Source organism: Streptomyces sp. CA-249302, from assembly GCF_050936785.1.
Taxonomy (GTDB): Bacteria; Actinomycetota; Actinomycetes; order Streptomycetales; family Streptomycetaceae; genus Streptomyces.
This window is the reverse complement of sequence record NZ_JBNJMG010000001.1, coordinates 2,542,518-2,569,176: the sequence shown is the minus strand read 5'-3', so window position 1 is coordinate 2,569,176 and position 26,659 is coordinate 2,542,518. Positions and strand designations below refer to the sequence as shown.

The window sequence follows — 26,659 nt, the reverse complement described above, 5'->3', positions numbered from 1 at the left end:
CGACCCCGAAGGGGCGCCTTAGCGTGAGGATGTTCAGAAATATAGACGAGGATCATAGACATGGAACCGGGAGCGCCCGTGACGCCTGCCCCCCTCGCCGCTCGACTCAGCATCCCCAGCGGGCCGCTGTTCTTCCCCGTCACCGCCTACAGCCCGGACGGCGCGCCCGACCTGGACGCCTACCGCACCCATGTGCGCCGCGGGGTCGAGGCCGGGGCCGCCGCGGTCTTCGCGTGCTGCGGCACCGGCGAGTTCCACGCGCTCACGCCGGAGGAGTTCGAGGCGTGCGTACGGGCGGCCGTCGAGGCGGCGGACGGGCGGATCCCGGTCGTGGCCGGCGCCGGGTACGGCACCGCGCTCGCCGTGCGGTACGCGCGCGTGGCCGAGGCCGCCGGCGCGGACGGGCTGCTCGCCATGCCGCCGTACCTCGTGGTCGCCGGGCAGGAGGGGCTGCTGCGGCACTACCGCGAGGTGGCCGCCGCGACCGCGCTGCCGGTGATCGTCTACCAGCGCGACAACGCCGTGTTCACCCCGGAGACCGTCGTCGAGCTGGCCCGCACGGACGGGATCATCGGCTTCAAGGACGGCGTCGGCGACCTCGACCTGATGCAGCGCATCGTCAGCGCCGTCCGCACCGAGGTCCCCGGCGACTTCCTCTACTTCAACGGCCTGCCGACCGCCGAGCAGACCCAGCTCGCCTACCGCGCCATCGGCGTCCCGCTCTACTCCTCCGCCGTGTTCTGCTTCGCCCCGGAGCTCGCGCTCGCCTTCCACCAGGCGCTGGAGGCGGGCGACGACACCACGGTCCAGCGCCTCCTGGACGGCTTCTACCGGCCGTTCGTCGAGCTTCGCGCCCAGGGCCGCGGGTACGCCGTCTCGCTGGTCAAGGCGGGGGTACGGCTGCGCGGGCTCGACGTGGGGGAGGTCCGGCCGCCGCTGCACGAGCCCACCGAGGACCATGTGAAGCGACTCGCCGAGCTGATCGAGCGCGGCTACGGGCTGCTGGAGGAAGGCAAGTGAAGGCGTCGACCTTCGTCTACCCCTGGGACGTCAACGGGGACCCGGCGGCCGCGGGCCGTATCGCCGCGCTCGGCGTGCGACAGGTGACGCTGGCCGCCGCGTACCACTCCACGCGCGCGCTCACCCCCCGCCACCCCCGCCACCGCATCGTCACCGCCGAGCACGCGGCACTGCTGTATCCGGCCGGAGAGCGTTGGAAGGGACGGGACCTGAGGCCGTACGCGGCCGGCGACTGGGCGCCCGGCGACGCGTACGGCGAGGCCGCCGAGGCCCTCGCGGGCGCCGGTCTCGAAGTCCACACCTGGGTCGTGCTCGCCCACAACTCCCGCCTGGGCGCCGACCATCCGGACACCTCCGTCGTCAACGCCTACGGCGACCGCTACCCGTGGGCCCCCTGCATCGCCCAGCCCGCCACGCGCGCGTACCTCGTCGACCTGGCCGCCGAGGCGGCCGTCCGCCCCGGTGCGAGCGGCACCGAACTGGAATCCCTCGGCTGGTACGGCCTCCAGCATCTGCACGCCCACGACAAGACCGCCGGGATCGGCCTCGGCGACGCGGGCCACTACCTGATGTCGCTCTGCTTCTGCCCCACCTGCCGGGAGGGTTACGGCGAACAGGGCCTGGACGCCGACGAGTTGGCGGCCGCCGTACGCGACGCGCTGGAGCCGCTGTGGCAGGGTGCGCCCGACGACGGGGGCTGGGCCGGGGTCGAGAAGCCGCTCGGTGAGGCGCGGGCGGCGGCCACGCGCGCGTGGCGCGACGAAACCGCCCGCACGCTCCAGGAGACGGCGGTCCGCGCGGTGCGCGAGGCGGCTCCCGAGGGCTTCCAGGTGCTGTTGCACGCGGACCCGGTGACGTATCACGTGGGCGCCAACCCCGGCGTCGACCCCGAGCACATCCTCTCCGTCGCGGACGGCGTGGTCGTGCCGTGCGCGGGCGGTACGGGACTGCTGACGCCGTTCGCCGAGCAGGGCCGCGAGGGTGCGGTGATCGCCGCCAACTTCCCGGTGGTGTCCGGGATGGGCGGCAGCCCGGACACGCTGGCCGCGGACGTGGCGCAGGCCCGGGGGCGTGGGGCCACCGAACTGCGGCTGTATCACGCCGGGTTGGCGTCGGACGGCGACCTGGAGGCGGTGCGCTCGGCGCTCGCCGGGCTCTGAAGCAGCGGGGCGGCCGTGGCCGCCAGGACCGCGGCGAGGGCGAGCAACACAGGTCGGTAGTCGACGAGTTCGACCAGGGTCGCCCCCGCGGCCAGCCCGAGCACGTTCGGCGTGAACATCAGGGTGTTGGCGGTTGCCGCGGTACGGCCGAGCAGCGCGTCCGGCGTCTCGCGCTGCACGGCGGTCAGGGCGGCGATCAGGACGCAGGGCAGCCCGATGCCGCTCGCCAGGCCGGAGGCGAGAGCCACCGGGTCGGCGGGGACGGCCCGCGCGGCGACCGCCACCCCGGTGAGGGCGATCCCGAAGGCCGCGAACCGGCGTTCGCCCAGGCGGCGCAGGGCCGGGCCGGAGACCAGCCCGACGGCGACCGAGCCGACGCCCTGGACGGCGTACAGGACACCGGCGTACGCGGGGGCGCGGCCGAGGCCGTCGATGACGGCGTAGAGCAGCGCACCGGCCAGACCGGCGCAGAACATCATCGCGCCGCCCGCCAGCACCAAGGGGCGCAGCCGCGTATGCGACCAGAGGTGGCCGGCGCCCTCCGCCGTCCGCGCCCACCAGCCACCCACCGGCGGCGCGGGCGGCTCCTCGTGGACCCGGAGCAGTGCGTACACACCCGTGGCCAGTACGAAGGTGACGGCGTCCAGCAGGGCGACGCTCGGGCCGCCGTACGCCGCGAAGAGGCCCGCGCCGGCGAGCGGGGCGACCAGCTTCATGCCCTCGGTCGCGGTCATCCGCAGCCCGTTGAAGTCGCCGAGCAGCGACCGGTCGACGGCGGCCGCGACCAGCGCCGACTCGGCCGCGTCATGGACGACGCCTGCGGCGCCGTACACGAAAAGGACCGTGTAGAGCAGCCACAGCCGGCTCGGGGAGTCGACGGTGAGGAGGGTGAGGAGGAGGGCGGCGAGCAGGAGGTTCGTGCCGATGAGGAGGGGTTTGCGGCGGACGCGGTCGGCGAGGGTGCCGAGGAGGGGGCCGGCGAGGGCGGGGGTCCACATGGCGAGCAGGCAGAGCGCGGCCAGGCCGTCCGAGCCGGTCAGCTCCTTGACCCAGACGCCGGAGGCGAGCCACAGCGCGGACGTGCCGAAGCCGGAGACCACGACGCCCGCGAGATACAGCCCGGCGTTGCGGTCGCGCAGGACCCGCGCGACCGCCCATGTCGATGTCGTCATGCCTGGCCATGGTGGGTCTAAGGCCACGGCGCGTGGATGAGGCAGGTGCCCTAGAAGCGGGGGAACCCGGGGGCACGGCGATGAGTTTCGGGGGTGCGGCGATGAGTTTCGGGGGTGCGGTCGGTCTACCCCTCAGGAACAGCCATGAGCAGGACCGTGTGCAGAACCGTGAGGAGCACCGAATGACCGACACGACCCTCGACCTCGGACCGCAGGCCCGCGTCATCGCGCGGCTGGCGGAGGGCGTGACCGACGGACAGCTCGCGGACGCCACGCCGTGTCCGGACTGCGCGGTGCGGAACATGCTGGGCCACGTTCTCGGGCTGTCCGTCGCCTTCCGCGACGCCGCCCGCAAGGACCTGGGCGCCACGACCGACACCAACCCGGGCGACGTCACCCCGGACCTCGACCCCGACTGGCGCGAGGAACTCCCCAAGGCCCTCGACGAACTCGCCGACGCCTGGCGCGACCCGGCCGCGTGGACCGGCATGACACGGGCGGGCGGCGTCGACCTGCCCGGCGAGGTCGCGGCCGCCGTCGCCGTCGACGAACTGGTCATCCACGGCTGGGACCTGGCCCGCGCGACCGGCCAGCCGTACACCCCCGACCTGGCCGCCCTGCAGCTCTCCCACGACTTCCTGTTCGCCGCGGCGAACGACCCGAGCAGGGGCGGCGGCATCTTCGGCCCGATCGTCCCGGTCCGGGCCGGGGCGCCGCTGCTGGAGCGGGCGGTGGGGTTGAGCGGGCGGGACCCCGGTTGGAGGCCGTGACGGGCCGGTGCATCTGGCCCACCCCCGACCTTCGGGTCGGCGAGACCCACATCCTCTGACTCGTAGTCCCGACTTCCTTTGTCAGAAGCATTGACGAAACATGCGCCCCCTCCTACCTTCAACGCGTCGTACTTCGTACGTCATATATGAGACGCGATATGTGAGATCCGAGAGGCGCGCATGACCTCTGTGCCCATGCCGATCCCGTCCCGCACGCAGTTCGTGCTGGACGCGATCAAGCACCGCATCCTCACCGGGCAGTTGACGCCCGGGCAGGCCCTGGTCGAGACGGAGCTCGCCGCGCAGTTCGGGGTGTCGAAGACCCCGGTGCGTGAGGCGCTCAAGACCCTCGCCGGGACCGGGCTCGTCGTGATGAGCCAGTACAAGGGCGTCACGGTGCGCATGGTGGACGCGGACATGGCACGCGAGGTCTACGACGTACGGCTGCTGCTGGAACCCGAGGCGCTGAAGCGGGCGGTGAAGCGAGGGGCCTCCCTCGACGCCGCCCGTGACGCGCTGACCCGCGCCGACGACGCCGGCGACACCGCCGAACGCTCCCTCGCCAACCGGGAGTTCCACCGCGCCCTCTACGTCCCGTGCGGCAACCCGCTGCTCGGCCGGATGCTCGACGAGGTCCGCGACCAGGCCGCCCTGGTCTCCGCCGTCGCCTGGGCCGCCAACCCCTCCTGGGAGCGGGAGGCCGCCGAGCACCGCGAGATCCTGCGACTCGCCCTGGCGGGCGACGCGGACGGCGCCGCGACCGCGCTCCACGCCCACATCGCGTCCTTCGTCCAGCGGGCGTTCCCCGAGGCGCCGGAACAGGAAGGTCAGGAATGAGCAGCGTGACGTTCGAGTCCCGACGGGCGGCGCTGGCCGACGTGGTGGCGATCCCGGTGACCCCGTTCGCCGAGGACGGCTCCGTCGACCAGGACGCCCACCGGGCCCTGCTGCGTCGGCTGCTGGAGGGCGGGGTGCGCATCCTCACCCCGAACGGGAACACCGGCGAGTTCTACGCCCTCACCCCCGAAGAGCGCCGCCTGGTCACGGAGTTGACCGTCGACGAGGCCGGCGACCGCGCCGCGGTCCTGGTCGGCGTCGGCCACGACGTGCCCACCGCCGTCGCCTCCGCCCGGCACGCCCGCGAGCTCGGCGCCGAGATGGTGATGGTCCACCAGCCCGTGCACCCGTACGTCTCCCAGGACGGCTGGGTCGACTACCACCGCGCCATCGCCGAGGCCGTCCCCGAGCTGGGTGTCGTCCCGTACATCCGCAACGCGCAGCTGTCCGGCGCCCGGCTCGCTCAGCTTGGCGAGGCCTGCCCGAACGTCATCGGCGTCAAGTACGCGGTCCCGGACGCCGCCAAGTTCGCCGCCTTCGCCCGGGACGCCGGCCTCGACCGCTTCGTCTGGGTGGCGGGGCTCGCGGAGCCGTACGCCCCCTCGTACTTCTCGGCGGGCGCCACCGGCTTCACCTCAGGGCTGGTGAACGTCTCCCCGTCCGTTTCGCTGAACATGATCGAAGCGCTTCGATCCGGCGACTACCCGGCCGCGATGAAGGTCTGGGAGCAGATCCGACGCTTCGAGGAGCTGCGGGCCGCAGGCGGTTCCGCCAACAACGTCACCGTCGTCAAGGAGGCCCTCGCCTCCCTCGGTCTGTGCCGCCGAGACGTCCGCCCGCCGAGCAGGCAACTGCCCGAGGACGAACGCGCGGAGGTCGCCGCCATAGCCGCCGGGTGGTCGATATGAGCGACAGAGAGCGGATGCGGCCGGAGGAACTGCGCAGCCATCAGTGGTACGGCACCGAGGGCCAGCTGCGCACCTGGTCGCACAACGCCCGGATGCGACAGCTCGGTTACGAGGCCGAGGAGTACCGGGGCCGCCCGGTGATCGCCGTCCTCAACACCTGGTCCGACATCAACCCCTGTCACGTCCATCTGCGCGAGCGCGCCGAGGCGGTCAAGCGGGGCGTGTGGCAGGCCGGCGGCTTCCCGCTCGAGTTCCCGGTCGCCACCCTCTCGGAGACGTACCAGAAGCCGACCCCGATGCTCTACCGCAACCTCCTCGCCATGGAGACGGAGGAGCTGCTGCGGTCGTACCCGGTCGACGCGGCGGTGCTGCTCGGCGGCTGCGACAAGTCGACGCCGGCGCTGCTCATGGGCGCCACCTCAGCCGACGTACCGTCGATCTTCGTTCCTGCGGGTCCGATGCTGCCGGGGCACTGGCGCGGCGAGACCCTCGGGTCCGGCACGGACATGTGGAAGTACTGGGACGAGCACCGTGCGGGCAACCTGACGGACTGTGAACTGCGGGAGTTGCAGGGCGGGTTGGCGCGTTCGCCCGGTCACTGCATGACCATGGGGACCGCGTCCACGATGACCGCGGCGGCGGAAGTCCTTGGCATGACCCTGCCGGGCGCCTCGTCGATCCCGGCCGTCGAGTCCGGTCACGAGCGGATGGCCGCCGCCTCCGGGCGCCGGGCCGTGGAACTCGCCTGGATCGGGCTGAAGCCGTCCGGGATCCTCACCCGCGAGGCCTTCGAGGACGCCGTCACCACGGCGCTCGGGCTGGGCGGCTCGACCAACGCGGTGATCCATCTGATCGCCATGGCGGGGCGCGCGGGCATCAGGCTCACCCTCGACGACTTCGACCGCATCGCGCGCACCGTGCCGGTGCTGGCGAACGTGCGGCCCGGCGGACAGACGTACCTCATGGAGGACTTCCACTTCGCCGGCGGCCTGCCCGCCTTCCTGTCCCGGATCACCGACCTGCTGCACCTCGAACGGCCCACGGTGAACGGGACGTTGGGAGAGCAGATCGAAGGGGCCGTCGTGCACGACGACGACGTCATCCGCACCCGCGAGAACCCGGTCGCGAGCGAGGGCGGGGTCGCCGTCCTGCGTGGCAACCTCTGCCCGGACGGCGCGGTCATCAAGCACATCTCGGCCGAGCCGCACCTGCTCAAGCACACCGGCCCCGCGGTCGTCTTCGACGACTACAGGACCATGCAACGCACGATCAACGACCCGGAGTCGGGCATCACCGCCGACAGCGTGCTGGTGCTGCGCAACGCCGGCCCCAAGGGCGGCCCCGGCATGCCCGAGTACGGCATGCTCCCGATCCCGGACCACCTCCTCAAGCAGGGCGTCCGAGACATGGTCCGCATCTCCGACGCCCGCATGAGCGGCACGAGTTACGGCGCCTGCGCACTGCACATCGCGCCGGAGTCGTACGTGGGCGGCCCACTGGCCCTCGTACGCTCCGGGGACCTCATCACCCTCGACGTCGAGGCACGCAGCCTCCATCTCCATGTGGACGAGGAGGAGTTGGAGCAGCGCAGGGCGGACTGGACACCCCCGCCCACCCGCTACGAACGCGGCTACGGCGCCCTCTACAACGACCAGATCACGCAAGCCGACACAGGCTGCGACTTCAAGTTCCTGGCCAAACAAGGCAAGTCCCCAGCCCCATACGCAGGCTGACTGAACCCACTTAGGGGCGCGGGGAACTGCGCGACAAGCGCCAACGCACCCGCACCCGCCACACATCAGCAAGTGGCACCCCGCACCGCGAACCCAGCGCCGACCTCCGCCCATCGAGAAAGCGCTTCCTGAACCAAAAGCAAGCCGCACGCACCTGAGAACGGAGACCAGTGATGGCCCAAGCCGCTGTGGCGAACCCGCGGCGCCGCGCCTCCGCCACGCCCCGCAGGCTCCCGTACCTGCTGATCGCACCGGCGGCCCTGCTGATGCTGGGCTTCATCGCCTACCCGGTCCTCAGCGTCTTCTACTACAGCCTGCAGAACTTCAACCCCACCAAGCCGTGGCGGAACGGCTACGCGGGCTTCGACAACTTCGTCCAGATCTTCACCAAGGACACCCAGTTCTGGGACACACTGACCTTCAGCGCCAAGTGGGTCGTCGTCGAGGTCGGGCTCCAGCTGCTCTTCGGTCTCGCACTCGCCCTGATCGTCAACCAGACCTTCGTGGGACGGGCGCTGGGCCGCGCGCTGGTCTTCTCCCCGTGGGCCGTCTCCGGCGTGCTGACCTCCGCCATCTGGGTGCTGCTCTACAACTCCCAGACGGGCATCACCCGTTACCTCGCCGACGCGGGAATCGGGTCATACGGCACCAGCTGGCTGTCCGACACCTCAACCGTCTTCCCGGCGGCGATAGTCGCCGACCTCTGGCGAGGCGTCCCCTTCTTCGCGATCCTCATCCTCGCCGACCTCCAGTCCGTCTCGAAGGACCTGTACGAGGCCGCCGAGGTGGACGGCGCCAGCCGCCTCAAGCAGTTCTGGCACATCACGCTGCCGCATCTGAAGGACGCGATCGTCCTGTCGACGCTGCTGCGCGCGGTGTGGGAGTTCAACAACGTCGACCTGCTCTACACCCTGACGGGCGGCGGACCGGCCGGCGAGACGACCACCCTCCCCTTGTACATCGCCAACACCAGCGTGGACGCCCACAACTTCGGCTACGCATCGGCCCTGACCACGGTGGCGTTCGTGATCCTGCTCTTCTGCTCGATGGTCTATCTGCGCCTGAGCAAGTTCGGAGGTGAGGAGAAGTGATCACCGAGATCGCACCCGCACCGGAGCGCGTGACGCCCCGGCCCGCCCACCCGGGGAAGAGGCGCCGCGCCTGGGACGAGGTCCCCCGATGGCACATCTACGTCCCCCTGTCGATCTACCTCCTCTTCACCCTGATCCCCTTCTACTGGATCCTCCTCTTCGCGCTCCGCCCGGCCGGCTCGACCTCGCTCGTGCCCTGGCCGATGACCTTCGACCACTTCGACAAGGTCTGGAACGAGCGGGCGTTCGGCACCTACTTCCAGAACAGCGTGCTCGTCGGCGTCGCGACCCTGGTGATGACGACCCTGGTCGCGCTGGCCGGCGGCTACGCCCTCGCGCGCTTCGACTTCCGGATCAAGAAGGCGTTCATGCTCGCCCTGCTCTGCACGCAGTTCGTGCCGGGCGCGCTGCTCCTGGTGCCGCTCTTCGAGATCTTCGCCAACCTGCGGATGATCAACTCGCTGGTGAGCGTCATCATCGCCGAGACCGTCTTCCAGCTGCCGCTGTCGATGATCCTGATCAGCGGGTTCATCCGGAACGTGCCGTACTCCCTCGAAGAGGCCGCCTGGGTCGACGGCTGCAACCGCTTCACCGCCTTCCGGATCGTCGTACTCCCGCTGCTGCGGCCCGGGTTGATCGCCGTCGGCTCCTTCGCCTTCGTGCACGCCTGGAACCACTTCCTGTTCGCCCTGATGTTCCTGAGCGACCAGGGCAAGCAGACCATCCCGGTCGGCCTCAACACCCTGATGAGCTCGGACAGCGTGGACCTGGGTGCGCTGGCGGCGGGCGGCATCATCGCGGCCGTACCGGTCGTGATCGTGTTCGCCTTCATCCAGAAGTGGCTGATCACCGGCTTCAGCGCGGGGGCGGTGAAGGGATGAGACTCCGTCAGATCGCTGTGGCGACCGCCGTGTTGGGGGTGCTGTGCGTCCCCGCGCACGCCGAGGCCCGCGACATCAGCCGCGACACCCTGCCCGCCGACGACGGCTGGGCGTCCGAAGGCACCGGCACCACCGGCGGATCGGCGGCCGACGACGCCCACGTCTACACGGTCACCGACCGCGCCGGCCTCGCCCGTGCCCTCGACGGCGGCAGCGACACTCCGAAGATCATCAAGGTCGCCGGCACCGTCGACGCCAACACCGACGACGACGGCCACCACCTGGACTGCGCCGACTACGCCACCGACGGCTACACCCTGAAGAAGTACCTCGCCGCCTACGACCCCCGCACCTGGGGCTCCGCCAAGCCGAGCGGTGAGCAGGAGGACGCCCGCCAGGCCTCCGCGTCCAGGCAGGCGGAGCGGGTCACGCTGTCCGTCGGCTCCAACACCACGATCGTGGGGCTCGGCGACGCCGTCCTGAAGGGCACGAACCTCCAGGTCAGGAACGCGAACAACGTCATCGTCCGCAACCTCGACCTGCGCGACGCCTACGACTGCTTCCCCGTCTGGCAGCCCAACACCGGCGGCCTCGGCGACTGGAAGACGTCGTACGACAACATCTGGCTGACCGGTGCCACGCACGTCTGGATCGACCACGTCACGGCCTCCGACAAGGGCCACCCGGACGCGAAGGAGCCCACCTACTTCGCCCGCAACTACCTGCGCCACGACGGCCTGTTGGACATCACCAACGGCTCGGACCTGGTCACCGTCTCCTGGAGCCGGTTCCAGGACCACGACAAGGCGATGCTCATCGGCAACAGCGACTCGGCGACCGGGGACCGGGGCAAGCTGCGCGTGACCCTGCACCACAACCAGTTCGAGTCGGTCGTCCAGCGCGCGCCGCGCGTCCGCTTCGGGCAGGTACACGTCTACGACAACCGGTACGTGGTCACCGGCGACGACTACAGGTACTCCCTCGGCGTCTCCACCGAGTCCGGCATCTACGCCGAGAACAACGCCTTCCACACTCCGGGCCATGTCGAGGTCGCCGACCTCGTGAAGAGCTGGAACGGCAGTGCGCTGCACCAGACCGGCACCCTCTTCAACAGCTATCCGGTGGATCTCCTGGCCATCTACGACGCCTACAACTCCGGCAGCGAGCGTGATCTCACGGCGGACGTCGGCTGGACGCCTACCCTGCACGGAACGATCGACAGCGCCGAGGCGGCCGACCGAGAGGTGGCGCGCGGCGCGGGCGCAGGGAGGATCCCATGAGCACCGTAGACATCGTCCTGGCGGGCGCGCGCGGCCACGGCCGCTGGCACCTCGACAACATCCGCCGGCTCCAGGACAAGGGAATCGTCCGGCTGGCAGGCATCTGCGAGCTGACCCCGCTCGCCGCCGACGAGATCCCCGACGGCCTCGGTACGCCCGAGCAGTCCCCGGACTTCGGCGCCCTCCTCGACTCCACCGGCGCGCGGATCGCGGTGATCTGCACGCCGATCCCGACCCACACGGACCTGGCGCTGACGGCCGCCCGCAAGGGCGTGCACCTGCTGCTGGAGAAGCCGCCCGCGCCCTCGTACGCCGAGTTCCGCCGGATGGCCGACGGGGTCGCCGAGGCGGGCGTGGCCTGCCAGATCGGCTTCCAGTCGCTGGGCTCGCACGCCGTGCCCGCGATCCACGACCTGATCGCCGAGGGGGCGATCGGGGAGGTCACCGGGATCGGTGGGGCCGGGGCCTGGGTGCGCGCGCAGGCGTACTACCGGCGTGCGCCCTGGGCCGGGAAGCGGCGCCTGAACGGCGTCGACGTCATCGACGGTGTGCTGACCAACCCCCTGGCCCACACCGTCGCCACCGCCCTCGCGCTCAACGGCTCCACGCACGCCGAGGACGTCACCGGCATCGAGCTGGAGCTGCTGCGCGCCAACGACATCGAGTCCGACGACACCTCCTGCGTCCGCATCTCCACGGCCCAGGGGCGCCGGATCACCGTCGCCGCGACCTTGTGCGCCGAGCGCGACGGCGAGCCGTACGTCCTGGTGCACGGCACCAAAGGCCGGATTACCTTCTGGTACAAGCAGGACCGGGTGCTGCTCCAGCGCGCCGACCACGGCCCCGAGGAGTACGACTACGGCCGCACCGACCTGCTGGAGAACCTCGCCGACCACCTCACCGACGGCACCGAACTCCTGGTCACGCCCGACTCGACGGGCGCTTTCATGACGGTTGTTGAAGCGATTCGACAGTCCCCGGACCCGACCCCGCTCCCGTCCGACGCCTGGCATCTGATCCCCGACGAGGACCGCAGGGTCGTCCCCGGCATCGACGGGCTGGTCGCGGCCTGCGCCGACACCCTCTCCACCTATTCCGAGCTCGGCGCCACCTGGGCCCTACCCAAAGAGGTGAGCACCTGATGACGACCAACGACTCGCCGGTCCTGCGTGTCGCGGGCCGCCCGGTCGGCCGCTATGTCACCCGGCCCGAACTCCCCGCCCGGCTCTCCCCGCGCCCCTACCTGCACCCCGTCACCACCCCGGCCGGCACGGCGGTCACCGAACTCAGCCCCGCCGACCACATCCACCACCTCGGCGTCGGTGTCGCCGTTCCCGACGTCGAGGGGCACAACTTCTGGGGCGGCCGGACCTACGTCCGCGACCAGGGCCCGACCGAGCTGGACAACCACGGCGCCCAGCGCCACAACTCCTTCCAGCTCCGCGACCCCGACGGCTTCGTGGAGGAGCTGCGCTGGGTGGCGTCGGGAGCGGAACTGCTGCGCGAGCGCCGCACCGTCGCGGCGACCGAACTCACCGACTCCGCCTGGGCGTTGGACTTCACCTTCTCCCTCACCAACGTCACCCCCGGCCCCCTCTCCATCGGCAGCCCGGCCACCAACGGCCGCCCCGGCGCCGCATACGGCGGCTTCTTCTGGCGGGCCCGGAAAGAACAGCGGGAGCCCGACGTCTTCACCCCCGACCGTGAGGGCGAGACGGAGGTCCACGGCGCCCGCGCCGACTGGCTCGCCCTCGCGGGCGCGAACTGGACCCTCGTCTTCGCCGGCGCCACCGAACAGACCCGCCGCGACCCGTGGTTCGTGCGCACCGCCGAATACCCGGGCGTGGGCTCGTCGTTGGCGCACGAGGAGCGGCTGCCGATCCCGTCGGGCGAGACCGTCGTACGGCGCATCGTGACCGTCGTCGCCGACGGCCGCCTCGGCCGCGACGAGGCAACGGCCCTGGTACGCAAGGCGGTGAGCCAGTGACGTACACGAATCCGATCCTGAACGCCGACTGGTCCGACCCCGATGTCGTCCGCGTCGGCGAGGACTTCTACCTCACCGCGTCCAGCTTCGGCCGCGTCCCCGGCCTGCCCCTGCTGCACTCGCGCGACCTGGTCAACTGGACGCTGGTCGGCCACGCCCTCCAACATCTGGAACCGGCAGGCGAGTTCGCGACCCCCCGGCACGACTGTGGCGTCTGGGCGCCGTCGATCCGGTACCACGACGAACGCTTCTGGATCTTCTGGGGCGACCCCGACCGGGGCATCTTCCAGATCAACTCCCCACAGGTACGCGGCCCTTGGACCAGCCCGCACCTGGTGAAGGAGGGCAAGGGCCTGATCGATCCCTGCCCGCTGTGGGACGAGGAGACCGGCGAGGCCTACCTCGTGCACGCCTGGGCCAGGTCCCGCTCCGGGGTCAAGAACCGCCTCACCGGCCACCGTATGACTCCCGACGGGACGTCACTTCTCGACGAGGGCAAGCTGATCGTCGACGGCGATCGGATCCCCGGCTGGTTCACCCTCGAGGGTCCGAAGATCTACAAGCACGACGGCTGGTTCTGGATCCTCGCCCCCGCGGGGGGAGTCGAGACCGGCTGGCAGGGCGCCTTCCGCTCGCGCGGCTTCTTCGGGCCGTACGAGGAGCGGATCGTCCTGGAACAGAAGGACACCGAGGTCAACGGCCCGCACCAGGGCGGCTGGGTACGCACGGCGTCGGGTGAGGACTGGTTCCTGCACTTCCAGCAGCGGGGTGCGTACGGCCGGGTCGTGCACCTCCAGCCGATGCGCTGGGGCGCCGAAGGGTGGCCGGTGCTCGGGAACGAGGGCGCCCCCGTCGCCGTACACCCGAGGCCCGACCTTCCGCCGCAGCCGGCCGCCGCGCCCGCCACCGACGACGACTTCCCCGGCGGCCGCTTCGGCCGCCAGTGGTCCTGGACCGCCAACCCGCAGCACGGCTGGGCCACCCACCACTCCGGGGACGGGCTACGGCTGTCCTGCGTCCGCTCGGCCGACGCCCATGACCTGCGGAAACTCCCCAACGTCCTCACTCAGCGGCTGCCGGGTACGCCGTCCGCCGTCGAGGTCGAGCTGAGGCTGCACAGCGAGGAGCCGGGGGCGCGGGCCGGGCTCGCGGTGCTCGGGGACGCGTTCGGCTGGATCGGGCTGGAGCGCGGGGCCGACGGGACGGTGCAGGTGGTGCACCGGTTCGCGGAGGGCGTTGCCGAGAGGGAGCGGGACGCCGATCATCCACTGCTCGCGCCCGAGGGGCGCGTGCGGCTGCGGATCGAGATCGGGTCCGGGGCCCGCTGCCGGTTCTTCTACGACATCGGCGACGGCCCGCGTCCGTCCGGCCCCGTCTTCGCCGCCACGCCCTGGCGTTGGGTCGGCGCCCTGCTCGGTCTGTTCGCGCTCGCGCCCGTCGGCTCGGGTCACGCCGGCGCGGCAACCTTCACGCACTTCAGGATCGACTCCTTGTAGCCCGACGCAGTAACCCACCGCACCCGTATGCCTGTTGGGAGCCGCAATGACGCAGCACCTGCATAGCAAGCGCTTGCCGAGACCGAGGGGCGGCCTTGTCCTGGCCGCCGTGACGGGCCTCGTGGCCGCGCTGTTCCTCGGGGCCGTGGCGCCGGCCAGGGCCGTGAGCGCGGCACCGGCACCGGGCCCGGTCTCGGCGGACCGGTTCAGCGACCGGGCGCACGGCTTCGCCTCCCTCGCCGGCGGCACCACCGGTGGCGCGGGCGGCAAGGTCGTGACGGTCACCGACCAGGCCTCGCTGGTGAAGTACGCGGCGGCCGAAGAGCCGTATGTCATACGGGTGTCGGGGTCCATTGCGGTCGAGCCCTTCGGCTCCAACAAGACCGTCATCGGCGTCGGGGACAGCGGCGAGATCGTGCACGGGGAACTGCATCTCAACCCCGGTACGCACAACGTCGTCATCCGCAATCTGACGATCCGCGACTCCTACGTCGAGGGCGACTGGGACGGCAAGACGCAGGACTTCGACGCGATCCAGCTGGACACCGTCGACCACGTCTGGATCGACCACAACTGGTTCACGGGCACGAAGCAGCGCAATCCCTCGTACGGGAACTGGGCCCGCGGCCACACCAGGATGGTCATCGAGAACAGCTATTTCGACGGTGTGCAGCACCCCTATCAGGCGGATGCCACCGCGGAGTTGGTGCAGCGCGGATCGATTCTGAGGAACACGAGCGGGCGGACCGACGAATGGGGTGCCGCCTTCGATCCGCGGGATTTCTACCGCTACCGGCTGGACCCGGCCGCCGCCGTTCCCGCGCTGGTGAAGCGCTTCTCCGGTCCGCAGGCGCGGATCGGTCACTGACCCCCCACAACTTCATATCTCCGCGCACGAGTTCACAGCTCCGTTGGATCCAGAAGAAGAGAGCCGACCAATGAAGAGCAGCATCCGTAGAAGCAGGCGCGCCGCCATCGCCGTCGCCCTGGGCTCCGTGCTCGCGCTGACCGCCACCGCCTGCGGCGACGACGGCAGTGGGAGCGCGGGGGACAAGGGGAACGAGGGCTCCGGCAAGGGCGAGATCACCTTCTGGGACAACAACGGAGGTGTTCGCACCGACATCTGGAAGGAGATCATCGCCGACTTCGAGAAGGCCAACCCGAACATCAAGGTCAAGTACGTCGGCATCCCCGCCGCGAGCGCTCAGTCCAAGTACGACACGGCCATCCAGGGCGGCGGTCTGCCGGACGTCGGCGGTGTCGGTACGGCGATGCTCGCCGAGGTGGCCGTGCAGGGGGCGCTGGAGCCGCTGGACAGCCGCCTGGAGAAGAGCTCGCTCAACGGCAAGCTGAGCCAGAACCTCCTGGACAGCAGCAGGGCCGCCGGAGGCGGCGACAAGCTGTACCAGATTCCGACCTCGTCGAACAACGGCACGCTCTGGTACCGGACCGACCTGTTCAAGAAGGCGGGTCTGGAGGCGCCGACCACCTGGTCGAAGTTCTACACGGCCGCCGACAAGCTCACGAACAAGGGCAAGAACGAGTTCGGGTTCACCATCCGCGGCGGCGAGGGGTCGATCGCGCCGGCGCTGGACGCGGCGTACAGCCAGAGCGGGATCACCTCGTTCTGGAACGGCGACACGACGACCGTCAACGACCCGAAGAACGTTGCCGCGTTGGAGAAGTACGTCGCGCTGTACAAGAAGGACACGCCGTCCGCCGACGTCAACAACGACTTCACCAAGATGGTCGCGCAGTGGGACAGCGGCACGATCGGGATGCTGAGCCACAACCTCGGGTCGTACCAGGACCATCTGAAGGCGCTGGGCGCGGACAAGTTCCGTGGACTGCCGAACCCGACCCAGGACGACGGGACCCGGGTGCAGATCTCCAACCCGGTCGACGGGATGAGTGTCTTCAAGTCCAGCAAGAACAAGGCGGCCGCCTGGAAGTTCGTGGAATTCGCGGTCTCGCACGCGGAGAACTCGAAGTTCAACGAGTCGGCGGGGCAGATTCCGGCGAACACGGAGGCCGCGCAGGACGCGTGGATCCAGAAGGCCGAGCCTACGAAGTTGGCGGCGGAGGCCTTGAACGGTGACGGTACGAAGATCGTGCAGCTGCCGTATTACCTGCCGGACTGGAACACCATTTCCAAGGCCGACAACGAGCCGAACTTCCAGAAGGTGCTGCTCGGGAAGATGAGTGTGAAGGACTTCCTGGACACGCTGGCGGATCAGCTCAACAAGGCCCAGGCGGACTGGAAGAAGAACCACTGAGGCGTTGGGTGGTTTCGGACTGTGGGGGACTGCGGGTCCGTTGTGGCTGGCCGCGCAGTTCCCCGCGCCCCCAAGAAAAGGACCTGAGAGGTGAACGTCTGTGTCACTTACCCGTAGACAGGTTGCCGCGGCCGCTCTTGCCGCTGTTCCTCTCGCACTGGCCGTCAACGGGACGGCCCAGGCCGCCCGGCGGTCCCGTACGCTCTATATCGCCGGTGATTCCACCGCCGCCCAGAAATACGCCGACGCCGCACCGGAAACCGGGTGGGGAATGGCGCTTCCGTTCTTCCTCCGCAAGAACCTCGTTGTCGCCAATCACGCCGTGAACGGGCGGAGTTCGAAGAGCTTCGTCGACGAGGGCCGACTCGACGCGATACTGGCGCTGATCCGGCCCGGCGACCTCCTCCTCATCCAGTTCGCGCACAACGACGAGAAGAGCGACGACCCGACCCGGTACACCGAGCCCTGGACGACGTACCAGGACTGTCTGCGGCTGTACGTCGAGGGCGCGCGCTCCAAGGGCGCCCGACCCGTGCTCGCCACGCCCGTCGAGCGGCGGCGCTTCGACGCCGACGGGAACGCCGTGCCGACCCATGGCGAGTATCCCGCGGCCATGCGGGCGCTCGCCGAGGAGGAGCGGGTCGCGCTGCTCGACGTCGAGGCGCTGTCGCTCGCGCTCTGGCAGGAGCTCGGGGTCGAGGAGACGAAGGTCTACTTCAACTGGACCGACACCGAGCAGGACAACACGCACTTCAATCCGCCGGGCGCGATCGCCGTGGCCCGGCTCGTGGCCCGGGAGCTGCTGCGCACCCGGGTGCTCGCGCCGCGGGACGTCATCCGGCTGCACGACGACATTCCCACGTCCTGGATCACCTGGCCCGAGGCGACCGACGCCTCGGTCGCGTAACGAGGAGAGCCGTACAGTGCGTACACAGAAATGTCATGGACGCGTCATAGCGTCCATCGTGGGGTGCACCGCCCTGGTGCTCGGCGTCACCGGGACGACCGCTGCCCAGGCCCAGCCCCGGGACCTCGCCCGCCAGGTGCTCGGCGCGAACGACGGCTGGGGCTCCTACGGCACCGGCACCAGCGGCGGCTCGGCCGCCGACGCCGCGCACGTGTACACCGTCACCGACTGGGCCGGCTTCAAGGCCGCCCTCGCCGACGGCGGCACCGCGCCGAAGATCATCAAGGTGAAGGGCGTCATCGACGCCGACGGCCCGAGCTGCGACTCGTTCACGGCGGCCGGGTACGACTTCGCCGCCTACCTCGCCAAGTACGACCCCGCCGTCTGGGGGCACGACAAGACCCTCGACGCCGAGCCCGACGACAGCCCCGAGGGCCTGCGCCGCGCCTCCGCCGCCAACCAGGACGCCTACATCAAGGCGGACGTCCCGGCCAACACCACGATCATCGGCGTGGGCAAGGATGCCGGCTTCAAGGGCGCCAGCCTGCAGATCAAGGGCGTCGACAACGTCATCGTGCGCAACCTCGCCTTCGAGAGCCCGCTGGACTGCTTCCCGCAGTGGGACCCGACCGACACGGCCGACGGCAACTGGAACTCCGAGTACGACAGCGCGGTCGTGTACGGGTCGACGCATGTGTGGATGGACCACAACACGTTCACCGACGGCGACCACCCGGACAGCACACTGCCGTACTACTACGGACGGATCTTCGAGCAGCACGACGGCGAGCTCGACATCGTCAAGGGCGCCGACTACGTCACGGCTTCGTGGAACGTCTTCGAGGACCACGACAAGACGATCCTGATCGGCAACAGCGACAGCGCCTCCACGGCCGCCGTCGACCGGGGGCATCTGAAGGTCACCTTCCATCACAACCTGTTCTCGAACCTCGTCGAGCGGGCGCCGCGTGTCCGGTTCGGCCAAGTGGACTCGTACAACAACCACTTCGTCGCCCAGGACGGCTTCTCCTACAGCTACGGCATCGGCATGGAGTCCCAACTCGTCGCCGAGCACAACGCGTTCACGCTGGCCGACGGGGTGAGCGCCGGTTCGATCCTGAAGAAGTGGAAGGAAGCGCCGCTCACCGCCGACGACAACTACGTGGGCGGTGAGCTCACCGATCTGATCGCCGTCCACAACGCCGAAGTGCCCACCGAGATCCTCCAGTCGGGCGCGGGCTGGACACCCACCCTGCGCACGAAGATCGACCCGGCCAAGAAGGTGCCGGGCATCGTCGACCGCGGCGCGGGCGCCGGCCGCATCTGCTGAGGGCGCCCCCACGACCGGCCGGGGCGGACACCGGGGGCCGCCCCGGCCTCCCCGCAACACCCCCCACGCGAGGAAACCCCCTGCTCGAGCCGCACTCCCAAGGAGCACCCGCATGTCCTCGCACCACAGCCAACTCCCCCTGTCCAGAAGGGGATTCCTGCTCGCGACCGCCGCGACGGGAGCCGCGCTCGGCCTGGCGTCGGGCCCCGCCCGGGCCTCCTCCGAGGCACCCGCGTCGGTACCCGCCCGGCCCGAGGCCCGCCGCCGTCCCTTCGGCCGCTTCGGATCACCCGCAGCCCGCCTCACCGCGCAGACGCTGTACGTAGACCCCCAGGGCCGCGGCGACCACACCACCGTCAAGGACGCCGCCACCGCCGCCGTCGGCAGCGGCTGGACGCTGGTCCTCGCGCCCGGTGTCTACCGGGAGACGGTCGCCCTCGACGTCACCCGTACCGAGGCGACCTGGATCGGCGCCTCCGAGGACCCGCGTGACGTCGTGATCGTCTACGACAACGCGGCCGGCACCGCCAAGCCCGGCGGCGGCACCTACGGCACCACCGGTTCCGCCACCACGACCGTGCAGGCCGACGGCTTCACCGCCCGCTGGATCACCTTCGCCAACGACTGGCTGCGCGCCGACCACCCCGAGATCACGGGCACGCAGGCGGTGGCCATCAAGGTGCAGGGCGACCGCAGCGCCTTCGCGCACTGCCGCTTCCTCGGCCACCAGGACACCCTGTACTCCGACTCGATGAGCCTCGGCACCTTCGCCCGCCAGTACTACAGCCAGTGCTACGTCGAGGGTGACGTCGACTTCGTCTTCGGGCGGGCCACCGCCGTCTACGACCGGTGCCACTTCCGGACGCTGAACCGCACCGACCTCGCCGCCGCCCCCTACGGCTTCGTCTTCGCGCCGTCCACCGCGGTCGCCAACCCGCGCGGCCATCTGGTGACGCGGTGCAAGGTGAGCAGTGAAGCGCCGGACGCCTACTACAAGTTGGCCCGCCCCTGGGTCCCGGGCTCCGACCCCACCGCCCGCCCGATGCTCACCGTCCGCGACACCCACCTCGGCCCCGGCATCGACGCGGTCGCGCCCTACACCAACATGTCGGACACCTTCCCGTGGCAGAGCCAGCGCTTCGCCGAGTACCGCAACTCCGGGCCGGGAGCGGTCATCACCGTGCCCGAGAACCGGCCCCAACTCACCGCCGTACAGGCCGAGTCGGCGACCCGTGAGGCCTACCTCGGCGACTGGGCGCCATGGAAGGAGGGCTGCTGAGATGCCCACCCGACGCACCCTCCTCGCGGGCCTGACCGGCGGTCTGCTGGCCGCAGGTGCCGGCCCTGCCCTCGCCGCTGCCCCCGCCCGTCGTGTGCTGCACGTCCACCCCGGCGACTCCCTCCAATCAGCCGTCGACACAGTGGACGGCCCGGGCCGGACGATCGTCGTACACCCGGGCACGTATCGCGAGGTCGTCAACATCCCGGCGGAAAAGGAGCAGTTGACGCTCCGCGGCGCCTCCCGCGACCCCCGCTCCACCGTTATCGTCTTCGACAACGCCAACGGCACGAAGAAGCCCGACGGCACCACCTACGGCACCGCGGGCTCCGCCACCTTCACCTCCGCGGCGCCCGGGCTGACCGTCCGCGACCTGACCCTCGCCAACGACTGGCTGCGCGCCGACCATCCCGACATCACCGGCACCCAGGCGGTCGCGGCCTACGTCACCGGCGACCGGTCGTACTTCGAGAACGTCCGGCTCCTGGCCCACCAGGACACCCTCTTCGTCGACACGAGCGCCCTCGACGCCTTCGACCGGCAGTACTTCCACCGCTGTCACATCGAGGGCGACGTCGACTTCGTCTTCGGGCGGGCCACGGCCGTGTTCGAGGCGTGCCACTTCCACACCCTCCAGCGGGACGTGACCTTCACCCCCAAGGGCATGGTCTTCGCGCCCTCCACCGCCCGTGCCAACCCGCACGGCATCCTCGCCGTCCGCTCCCGGATCACCTCCGGCGCGGAGGACGCGGCGTACAAGCTGGCCCGCCCCTGGGTCCCCTCGTACGAGACGACCGCCTGGCCCTCGCTGGTCGTCCGGGACTCCTGGATCGGGCCCGGCATAGACCCGGTCGCGCCCTACACCAACATGCGGGACGCCTACCCCTGGCAGACCATGCGCTTCCACGAGTACGCCAACTCCGGCCCCGGCGCGGTGATTTCAGTGCCCGAGAACCGGCCGCAGCTGACGCCCGAGGAGGCCGGCTCGCACACCAGGAAGGCGTATCTGGGCGACTGGCGGCCGTATGCCCACCCCTGAGGACCTGTACCCGGCGCTGAAGAAGGAGCTCGACTTCCCGCTCGCCTGGGGCACTTCGCCGATCCGCGACTTCGAGGAGTGGCGGCACACCGCCCGCGTCAAGGTCGAGGAGCACCTGCTGGTGGAGCGGCAGGACGAGACTCCGTACGCACCCGAGTACGGCGGGGCCGAACAAGGAGAGGACTGTACAAGGGAGTTGGTCACCCTCTCCCTCACCCGCCACGAGCGCGTCCGCGGTGCCCTGCTCACCCCGCACGGCGCCGGGCCCTTCCCCGCCGTCCTGCTGCTCCATGACCACGGCGCCAGGTTCGACATCGGCAAGGAGAAGCTCGTCCGGCCCTGGTACGACGACAGGCGCCTCGTCTCCGCGCGGGACTGGGCGGGCTGTTGCTTCAGCGGACGGTTCGTCGGCGACGAGCTGGCCCGGCGCGGATACGTCGTGCTGTGCCTGGACGCCCCCGGCTGGGGCGACCGCGGACCGATCACCTACCAGCAACAGCAGGCCCTGGCAGCCAACTTCTACAACCTCGGCTCCTCCCTCGCCGGACTCATGGCCCGCGAGGACGCCCGCGCCGCCGGGTTCCTGGCCGGCCTCGACCGGGTGGACCCCCGACGCGTCGCGGCCCTCGGCTTCTCGTTCGGCGCCTACCGTGCCTGGCAGACCGCCGCGCTCACCGACGCCGTGAGCGCCGTCGCCGCGGTCTGCTGGATGAGCGGCCTCAAGCAGCTGACGGTGCCCGGCAACAACATCCTGCGCGGACAGTCCGCGTACTACATGCTCCACCCTGGACTGCCCCGGTTGCTCGACTTCCCCGACGTGGCGAGCATCGCCGCACCCAGGCCGATGCTCTTCTTCGACGGCGGGCTCGATCCGCTGTTCCCCGCCGAAGGCGTCCAAGCCGCCTACGACCGGCTGCGCGCCGTCTGGCGCTCCCGCCACGCCGAGGAGCGGTTGCACCTGAAGTCCTGGCCCGAGCTCGGCCATGTCTTCACCGACCGCATGCAGGACGAGGTCTTCAGCTGGCTCGACCGTGTCCTGTGATCCCCGTCCATCCCCATCTCCGCACGACGAAAGGACCGCACTCCATGTCTCGTCGTACCGCTCTCGCCACCGCGGCGGCCCTCGCCCTCGGCGCCGGCCTCGCCGTCCTCCCCACCCAGGCGCAGGCCGCCACCGTGGTCGTCAGCAACTCGACCGACCTCTCCAACGCCATCAAGAACGCCACCGCAGGCACCGTCATCCAGGTCCGCGGCGGCACCTACTACCCGACGGCCACCCTCCAGTCCACGGCCAACGGCACCTCCTCCGCGCCGATCACGCTCACCGCGTACGGCTCGGAGACCGTGAAGATCGACGGGTCCTCGCTGCCCTCCGGCGACTGGATCTTCAAGCTGACCGCCGACTACTGGAACGTCTCCAACATGACCTTCCAGAACTCCCCGGACAGCGCGGTCGTCTGCCAGTCCTGCACCGGCACCAACTGGAACAACATCAAGACCATCAACGGCGGCGACTCCGGCTTCACCCTCACCGGCGACGGCACCGTGAACAACACGGTCAAGAACATCGACTCGTACGGCAACTACGACTCCGCCAACCATGGCGAGAACGCCGACGGGATCGCCATCAAGTTCGGCTCCGGCAGCGGCAACCTGGTCACCGGCGCCCGGCTCTACAACAACTCCGACGACGGGATCGACTTCTGGTCCTTCTCCACGCCGGTCACCGTCGAGCACACCTGGTCCTTCGGCAACGGCGTCAACCGCTGGTCCGACTCCGCCTTCGCGGGCGACGGCAACGGCTACAAGCTGGGCGGCGACGGCGAGGTCGTCGCGCACGTCGTCAACAACTCGGCGGCCTGGGGCAACGCCGGCAACGGCTTCACCGAGAACTCCAACACCGGCGCGATCGTCATCAACCGCACCACGGCCTACGCCAACTCCAAGTGGGGCTACTACTTCGCCACCAGCTCCGCCAAGCTCGGCAAGAACCTCGCGGTGAGCAACGGCAGCGGCTCGGTCACCAAGGGCTCCTCGGTCACCTCGGCAGGCAACAACTGGGACTCCGGGATCTCCACGCCGGCGTTCGTCTCGACGGACGCGAGCAGCACGTACAACGCCCGCAGCTCCAGCGGCACCCTGCCCGCGACCACGTTCCTCACGACGGGCAGCAGCACCATCGGCGCCACGATGAACTGACCCCGCGGACCGCCGCCCAGGGCGCTTGACCCGTTTTTTGCCTGTGAAAGAGATATCGATCAGGCAACGGGTCTCGCGCCCGCGGGCGTGACGCGCGTAGAAACCTGTCATGCATAAGCCACTGCGTATCGCGGCGATCGCCGCAGCGTGTGCCGTCACCGGCGCCGCCCTCTACGGCGCCGGTGCCGCCACGGCCGGCCAGTCCACGGCCAACTCCACCCACGAGCCCTACAACATCGGGCTCCTGGTGAAGGACATCGACACCTACTACGGCACCACGGCGGACGCCAACGGCGTGTACCAGGCGTCCTCGGACAGCCAGTACGCCAAGGATCTGGCGCGGATCGACTCGGCCGCGCGGAAGCAGATCGACCAGGCGGCCCGCAAGGCCCACCACCGCGGCGAGAAGCCCGCGGTCGTCTTCGACATCGACGACACGCTGCTGCTCAGCCTGGACTACGAGAAGCGCTACAACTACACGTACAACTCGACCACTTGGGCCGACTACGTGAACAAGGCCGACCGCCCCGGCGTGTTCGGCAGCGCCGAGCTGGTCCAGTACGCCGAGTCCAAGGGCGTCGAGGTCTTCTACAACTCGGGTCTGAGCGAGGCGCAGCGCACCGCGGCCGTCGCCAACCTGAAGAAGATCGGCGCCGACGTGAACCTCGACGCCGACCACATGTTCCTCAAGGACAAGGCCAACCCGCCGTCCTACCTGAGCGCCTGCGCCACCCCGGGCACCTGGACCTGCACGACCGTGCAGTACAAGTCCGGCACGCGCAAGCACATCGAGGACGACCTCGGCTACGAGATCGTCGCCAACTTCGGCGACCAGTACTCGGACCTGGACGGCGGCTACGCCGATCGCACGTACAAGCTGCCGAACCCGACGTACTTCGTCAGCTAGGCTTGTCGGTCCGTACCGGCCTGATGGACTCCAGGGTCGGCACGACCGGCTGAAGGGTACCGTCCGCGGCGAACCACAGCCGGTCGACGGTCGTCTCCCGGTGCATTCCGTCACCGCCGGGTGTGCCCGGCCCGTTCAGGGCGAACCGGTGGTAGACGATGTACCAGTCGTCGGTGCCGGGCACGTTCACCACGGAGTGGTGGCCGGTGCCGAGGATGCCGTACTCGGGACGCTTGGACAGGATCGTCCCCCGCTTGGTCCACGGACCGAGCGGGGACGGTCCCGTCGCATAGGCGACGTGGTAGTTCTCGCTGCGGGTGTCGTCCTCGGACCACATGAAGTAGTAGGTCCCCTTGCGCTTGATCACGAAGGACCCCTCACGGAAGTCGTCCGGGGTGATGTCCTCGACCTTCGAAGGGTCGTACGAGGTCATGTCCTCGTTCAGCGGTACGACGTACCCGTGCCCGTTGCCCCAGTAGAGGTACGAGGTCCCGTCGTCGTCCGTGAAGACGGCCGGGTCGATCATCTGGCCCGGCAGTGAACCGCCCTTCGCCACCAGGGGTTTGCCCAGCGCGTCCTTGAAGGGTCCGGCGGGGGAGTCGGCGACCGCCACCCCGATCTGCTGCTCGGCGCAGAAGTAGAAGTAGTACTTGCCGTCCCGCTCGGCGACCGCGGGCGCCCACGCGTACTTGTCCGCCCAGGAGACGTCCGGACCGAGGTCGAGAATGACCCCGTGGTCCTTCCAGTGGACCAGATCCCGTGACGAGTACGCCTTGAAACCGGTGCTGCCCCAGCCCTGGTGGCCGTCCGTCGTCGGGTAGATCCAGTACTTGCCGTCGAGATAGTGCACGTCCGGGTCGGCGTTGAGGCCGGGCAGGATCGGGCTGCGGGTCCGGACGGCCTCGACGGTCCAGGTGCGGGCCGTACCGTCCGGGGCCGTCACGGTGTACGTCTGCGGGGTGCGGAGGTCGCGGTGCGTACCGGAGCTGGGGCTGACGCTCGCGCCCGCACCCACGGCGAGCTTCGGCGCGAGGTGGGAGAGGTCGGCGTCGGGCTTCATCGGCAGCACGACCTTCGAGGAGGCCTCGGTGACGACGGCGTACCCCTTCTGGTCCTTGGCCGTCGCGTCCACGACCGAGGTGGGCGTCGCCGGATACGCGGCCAGCAGCCGGTCGTACTCCTCCTGCGTCACCGGAAGTACCGTTCCGTGCCGGGGACTTGCGGGCAGCTGGTAGTTCGTCGAGGGCGTCCACTTGCCGGAGTCGAGGTCGGTCGTCTCGAAGGGGACGTAACCGCGACCGCCGTACTCGTCGATGAACAGGTACCACTTCTTCTCGGTGTTGGACTTGAAGACCGTCGGGCCCTCGCCGCGGTCGATCGCGCCGCTGCCGATGCAGTCCGAGACGAAGTCGTACTTGGTCGAGGTCAGGCTCGTCGACTTCTCGCCGGTGATGAACTTCGAGCAGGGCGAACTGGAGGACGGGTCGCGCTCGTCCTTGGTGTATCGGTAGTAACTGTCCTTGTACTTCACGACAGTCGAGTCGATCACCGAGTAGCCGGGGTCGTCCCAGACCTTGGGCTCGCTGAAGGTGCGGAAGTCCTTCGTCGTCGCGTACAGCATCTTGTTGTACGTCGATCCGGTGTGGTCGGGGTCGTCGTCGGCGTACAGCTTCGACGCCCAGAAGACGACGTACTCACCGAGCGAGTCGTCCCAGTAGGCCTCCGGTGCCCAGGTGTTGCCCGCGTTGTCGGGGGCGACCTTCACCAGGCGCTGGTCGGTCCAGTGGACCAGGTCGGTGGACTCCCAGATCATGACGGACTTGCTGCCGTGGCGCTGGACGTAGTCCCAACTGCCGCTGCTGTTCTTGTACATGCGCAGGTCGGTGGCGATCAGATAGAACTTGTCGCCTTTCGGCGAGCGGATCACGAACGGGTCGCGCAGGCCCTTCTCGCCGATGGTCGACGTCAGGACGGGCTTGCCCTGGTTCAACTCCCGCCAGTGCAGGGGGTCGTTGCCGCGGCTGAGGGCGTAGCGGATCTGTTCGCCGTCGGCGGTGCCCTCACCGGTGAAATAGGCGAAGAGGTAGCCGGCGTACTGGGGATGGTTCACGGGCGGGGCTCCTGAGTGGGTGGTACCGGCGGTGCTGGGTGGCGCGGTGAACAGGGCGAGCAGAAGGGCCAGGCAGGCGACGAGCACGGCTCTGGGGCGCATGGGCAATCCTGTCGGAGTGTGGGGGATTCTGTTGGGGGACGCGCGCCTTCGGAGTGTCACCAGTGGGAAACAGCACGTCAACCGGTAGACGGAGGATGGGGTGGGGCGAAAGTTTCGGGGTTTTTCGGTGGGGCGCGGCAACCTTTCCCGCCCTGGCGGCGACCTGATCGCGTAG

At 69.8% G+C, this 26,659-nt stretch carries 22 protein-coding genes and 1 pseudogene; 21 read left to right on the top strand and 2 right to left on the bottom strand.

Annotated elements, in window-relative coordinates; genetic code table 11:
* The first annotated feature begins 78 nt into the window (after positions 1-78).
* Positions 79-1,020, top strand: coding sequence for a 5-dehydro-4-deoxyglucarate dehydratase (locus tag ACQEWB_RS11580; protein WP_432829787.1), 942 nt, complete (start codon positions 79-81; stop codon positions 1,018-1,020).
* Positions 1,017-2,180 (top strand): hypothetical protein, encoded by a 1,164-nt coding sequence (locus ACQEWB_RS11575; protein ID WP_432829785.1) that lies wholly within the window; start codon positions 1,017-1,019, stop codon positions 2,178-2,180. Before ACQEWB_RS11580 ends, ACQEWB_RS11575 begins: the two co-directional genes overlap by 4 nt.
* On the opposite strand, the gene ACQEWB_RS11570 is transcribed toward ACQEWB_RS11575, so the two are convergent.
* On the bottom strand, positions 2,117-3,352 hold the full coding sequence (locus ACQEWB_RS11570; RefSeq protein WP_432829783.1) for an MFS transporter: 1,236 nt from the start codon (positions 3,350-3,352) through the stop codon (positions 2,117-2,119). The two genes, ACQEWB_RS11575 and ACQEWB_RS11570, sit on opposite strands and share 64 nt — an antisense overlap.
* A 182-nt stretch (positions 3,353-3,534) precedes the next feature.
* On the opposite strand from ACQEWB_RS11570, the gene ACQEWB_RS11565 reads away from it, so the two are divergent.
* The 19 genes and pseudogenes from ACQEWB_RS11565 (at position 3,535) to ACQEWB_RS11475 (ending at position 24,272) form a co-directional block, all read left to right on the top strand.
* Positions 3,535-4,122, top strand: coding sequence for a TIGR03086 family metal-binding protein (locus tag ACQEWB_RS11565; protein WP_432829781.1), 588 nt, complete (start codon positions 3,535-3,537; stop codon positions 4,120-4,122).
* A gap of 180 nt (positions 4,123-4,302) precedes the next feature.
* Complete coding sequence (locus tag ACQEWB_RS11560) at positions 4,303-4,959, top strand: GntR family transcriptional regulator (RefSeq protein WP_432829779.1); 657 nt, start codon at positions 4,303-4,305, stop codon at positions 4,957-4,959.
* Complete coding sequence (locus tag ACQEWB_RS11555) at positions 4,956-5,867, top strand: dihydrodipicolinate synthase family protein (protein WP_432829777.1); 912 nt, start codon at positions 4,956-4,958, stop codon at positions 5,865-5,867. Before ACQEWB_RS11560 ends, ACQEWB_RS11555 begins: the two co-directional genes overlap by 4 nt.
* Complete coding sequence (gene araD / locus ACQEWB_RS11550) at positions 5,864-7,600, top strand: L-arabinonate dehydratase (RefSeq protein ID WP_432829775.1); 1,737 nt, start codon at positions 5,864-5,866, stop codon at positions 7,598-7,600. The genes ACQEWB_RS11555 and araD overlap by 4 nt, the downstream gene beginning before the upstream one ends.
* 173 nt (positions 7,601-7,773) lie before the next feature.
* Positions 7,774-8,691, top strand: coding sequence for a carbohydrate ABC transporter permease (locus tag ACQEWB_RS11545; RefSeq protein ID WP_432829773.1), 918 nt, complete (start codon positions 7,774-7,776; stop codon positions 8,689-8,691).
* On the top strand, positions 8,688-9,572 hold the full coding sequence (locus ACQEWB_RS11540) for a carbohydrate ABC transporter permease (RefSeq protein ID WP_432829771.1): 885 nt from the start codon (positions 8,688-8,690) through the stop codon (positions 9,570-9,572). The genes ACQEWB_RS11545 and ACQEWB_RS11540 overlap by 4 nt, the downstream gene beginning before the upstream one ends.
* Entirely contained in the window at positions 9,569-10,852 is a 1,284-nt protein-coding gene (locus ACQEWB_RS11535; protein ID WP_432829769.1) for a pectate lyase family protein, read from the top strand. Before ACQEWB_RS11540 ends, ACQEWB_RS11535 begins: the two co-directional genes overlap by 4 nt.
* A complete protein-coding gene (locus ACQEWB_RS11530; RefSeq protein ID WP_432829767.1) occupies positions 10,849-11,994 on the top strand; it encodes a Gfo/Idh/MocA family protein in 1,146 nt (381 codons plus the stop codon). Before ACQEWB_RS11535 ends, ACQEWB_RS11530 begins: the two co-directional genes overlap by 4 nt.
* The gene (locus tag ACQEWB_RS11525; protein ID WP_432829765.1) at positions 11,994-12,839 is read left to right on the top strand and encodes a PmoA family protein; all 846 of its coding nucleotides are present in this window, start codon (positions 11,994-11,996) and stop codon (positions 12,837-12,839) included. Before ACQEWB_RS11530 ends, ACQEWB_RS11525 begins: the two co-directional genes overlap by 1 nt.
* Positions 12,836-14,335: a family 43 glycosylhydrolase gene (locus ACQEWB_RS11520; RefSeq protein ID WP_432829763.1), complete on the top strand. Its 1,500-nt coding sequence runs from the start codon at positions 12,836-12,838 to the stop codon at positions 14,333-14,335. Before ACQEWB_RS11525 ends, ACQEWB_RS11520 begins: the two co-directional genes overlap by 4 nt.
* A gap of 46 nt (positions 14,336-14,381) precedes the next feature.
* Positions 14,382-15,197, top strand: a pseudogene (locus ACQEWB_RS11515) (pectinesterase family protein); the annotation flags it as partial.
* Positions 15,198-15,273: 76 nt separating this feature from the next.
* On the top strand, positions 15,274-16,611 hold the full coding sequence (locus ACQEWB_RS11510; RefSeq protein WP_432829761.1) for an ABC transporter substrate-binding protein: 1,338 nt from the start codon (positions 15,274-15,276) through the stop codon (positions 16,609-16,611).
* Positions 16,612-16,711: 100 nt separating this feature from the next.
* Positions 16,712-17,518: a rhamnogalacturonan acetylesterase gene (locus tag ACQEWB_RS11505; RefSeq protein ID WP_432829759.1), complete on the top strand. Its 807-nt coding sequence runs from the start codon at positions 16,712-16,714 to the stop codon at positions 17,516-17,518.
* A gap of 16 nt (positions 17,519-17,534) precedes the next feature.
* Complete coding sequence (locus ACQEWB_RS11500) at positions 17,535-18,848, top strand: pectate lyase family protein (RefSeq protein ID WP_432829757.1); 1,314 nt, start codon at positions 17,535-17,537, stop codon at positions 18,846-18,848.
* A 112-nt stretch (positions 18,849-18,960) separates the two neighbouring features.
* Positions 18,961-20,127 (top strand): pectinesterase family protein, encoded by a 1,167-nt coding sequence (locus tag ACQEWB_RS11495; protein WP_432829755.1) that lies wholly within the window; start codon positions 18,961-18,963, stop codon positions 20,125-20,127.
* Position 20,128: 1 nt separating this feature from the next.
* On the top strand, positions 20,129-21,166 hold the full coding sequence (locus ACQEWB_RS11490; RefSeq protein ID WP_432829753.1) for a pectinesterase family protein: 1,038 nt from the start codon (positions 20,129-20,131) through the stop codon (positions 21,164-21,166).
* Entirely contained in the window at positions 21,153-22,208 is a 1,056-nt protein-coding gene (locus tag ACQEWB_RS11485; RefSeq protein ID WP_432829751.1) for a dienelactone hydrolase family protein, read from the top strand. The genes ACQEWB_RS11490 and ACQEWB_RS11485 overlap by 14 nt, the downstream gene beginning before the upstream one ends.
* A 44-nt stretch (positions 22,209-22,252) precedes the next feature.
* A complete protein-coding gene (locus ACQEWB_RS11480; protein ID WP_432829749.1) occupies positions 22,253-23,365 on the top strand; it encodes a right-handed parallel beta-helix repeat-containing protein in 1,113 nt (370 codons plus the stop codon).
* A gap of 109 nt (positions 23,366-23,474) precedes the next feature.
* Positions 23,475-24,272, top strand: a complete 798-nt coding sequence (locus tag ACQEWB_RS11475; protein WP_432829747.1) for an HAD family acid phosphatase — start codon at positions 23,475-23,477, stop codon at positions 24,270-24,272.
* Here ACQEWB_RS11475 and ACQEWB_RS11470 read toward each other — a convergent pair.
* Positions 24,265-26,484, bottom strand: a complete 2,220-nt coding sequence (locus tag ACQEWB_RS11470) for a family 43 glycosylhydrolase (protein WP_432829745.1) — start codon at positions 26,482-26,484, stop codon at positions 24,265-24,267. The two genes, ACQEWB_RS11475 and ACQEWB_RS11470, sit on opposite strands and share 8 nt — an antisense overlap.
* Positions 26,485-26,659: the final 175 nt, after the last annotated feature.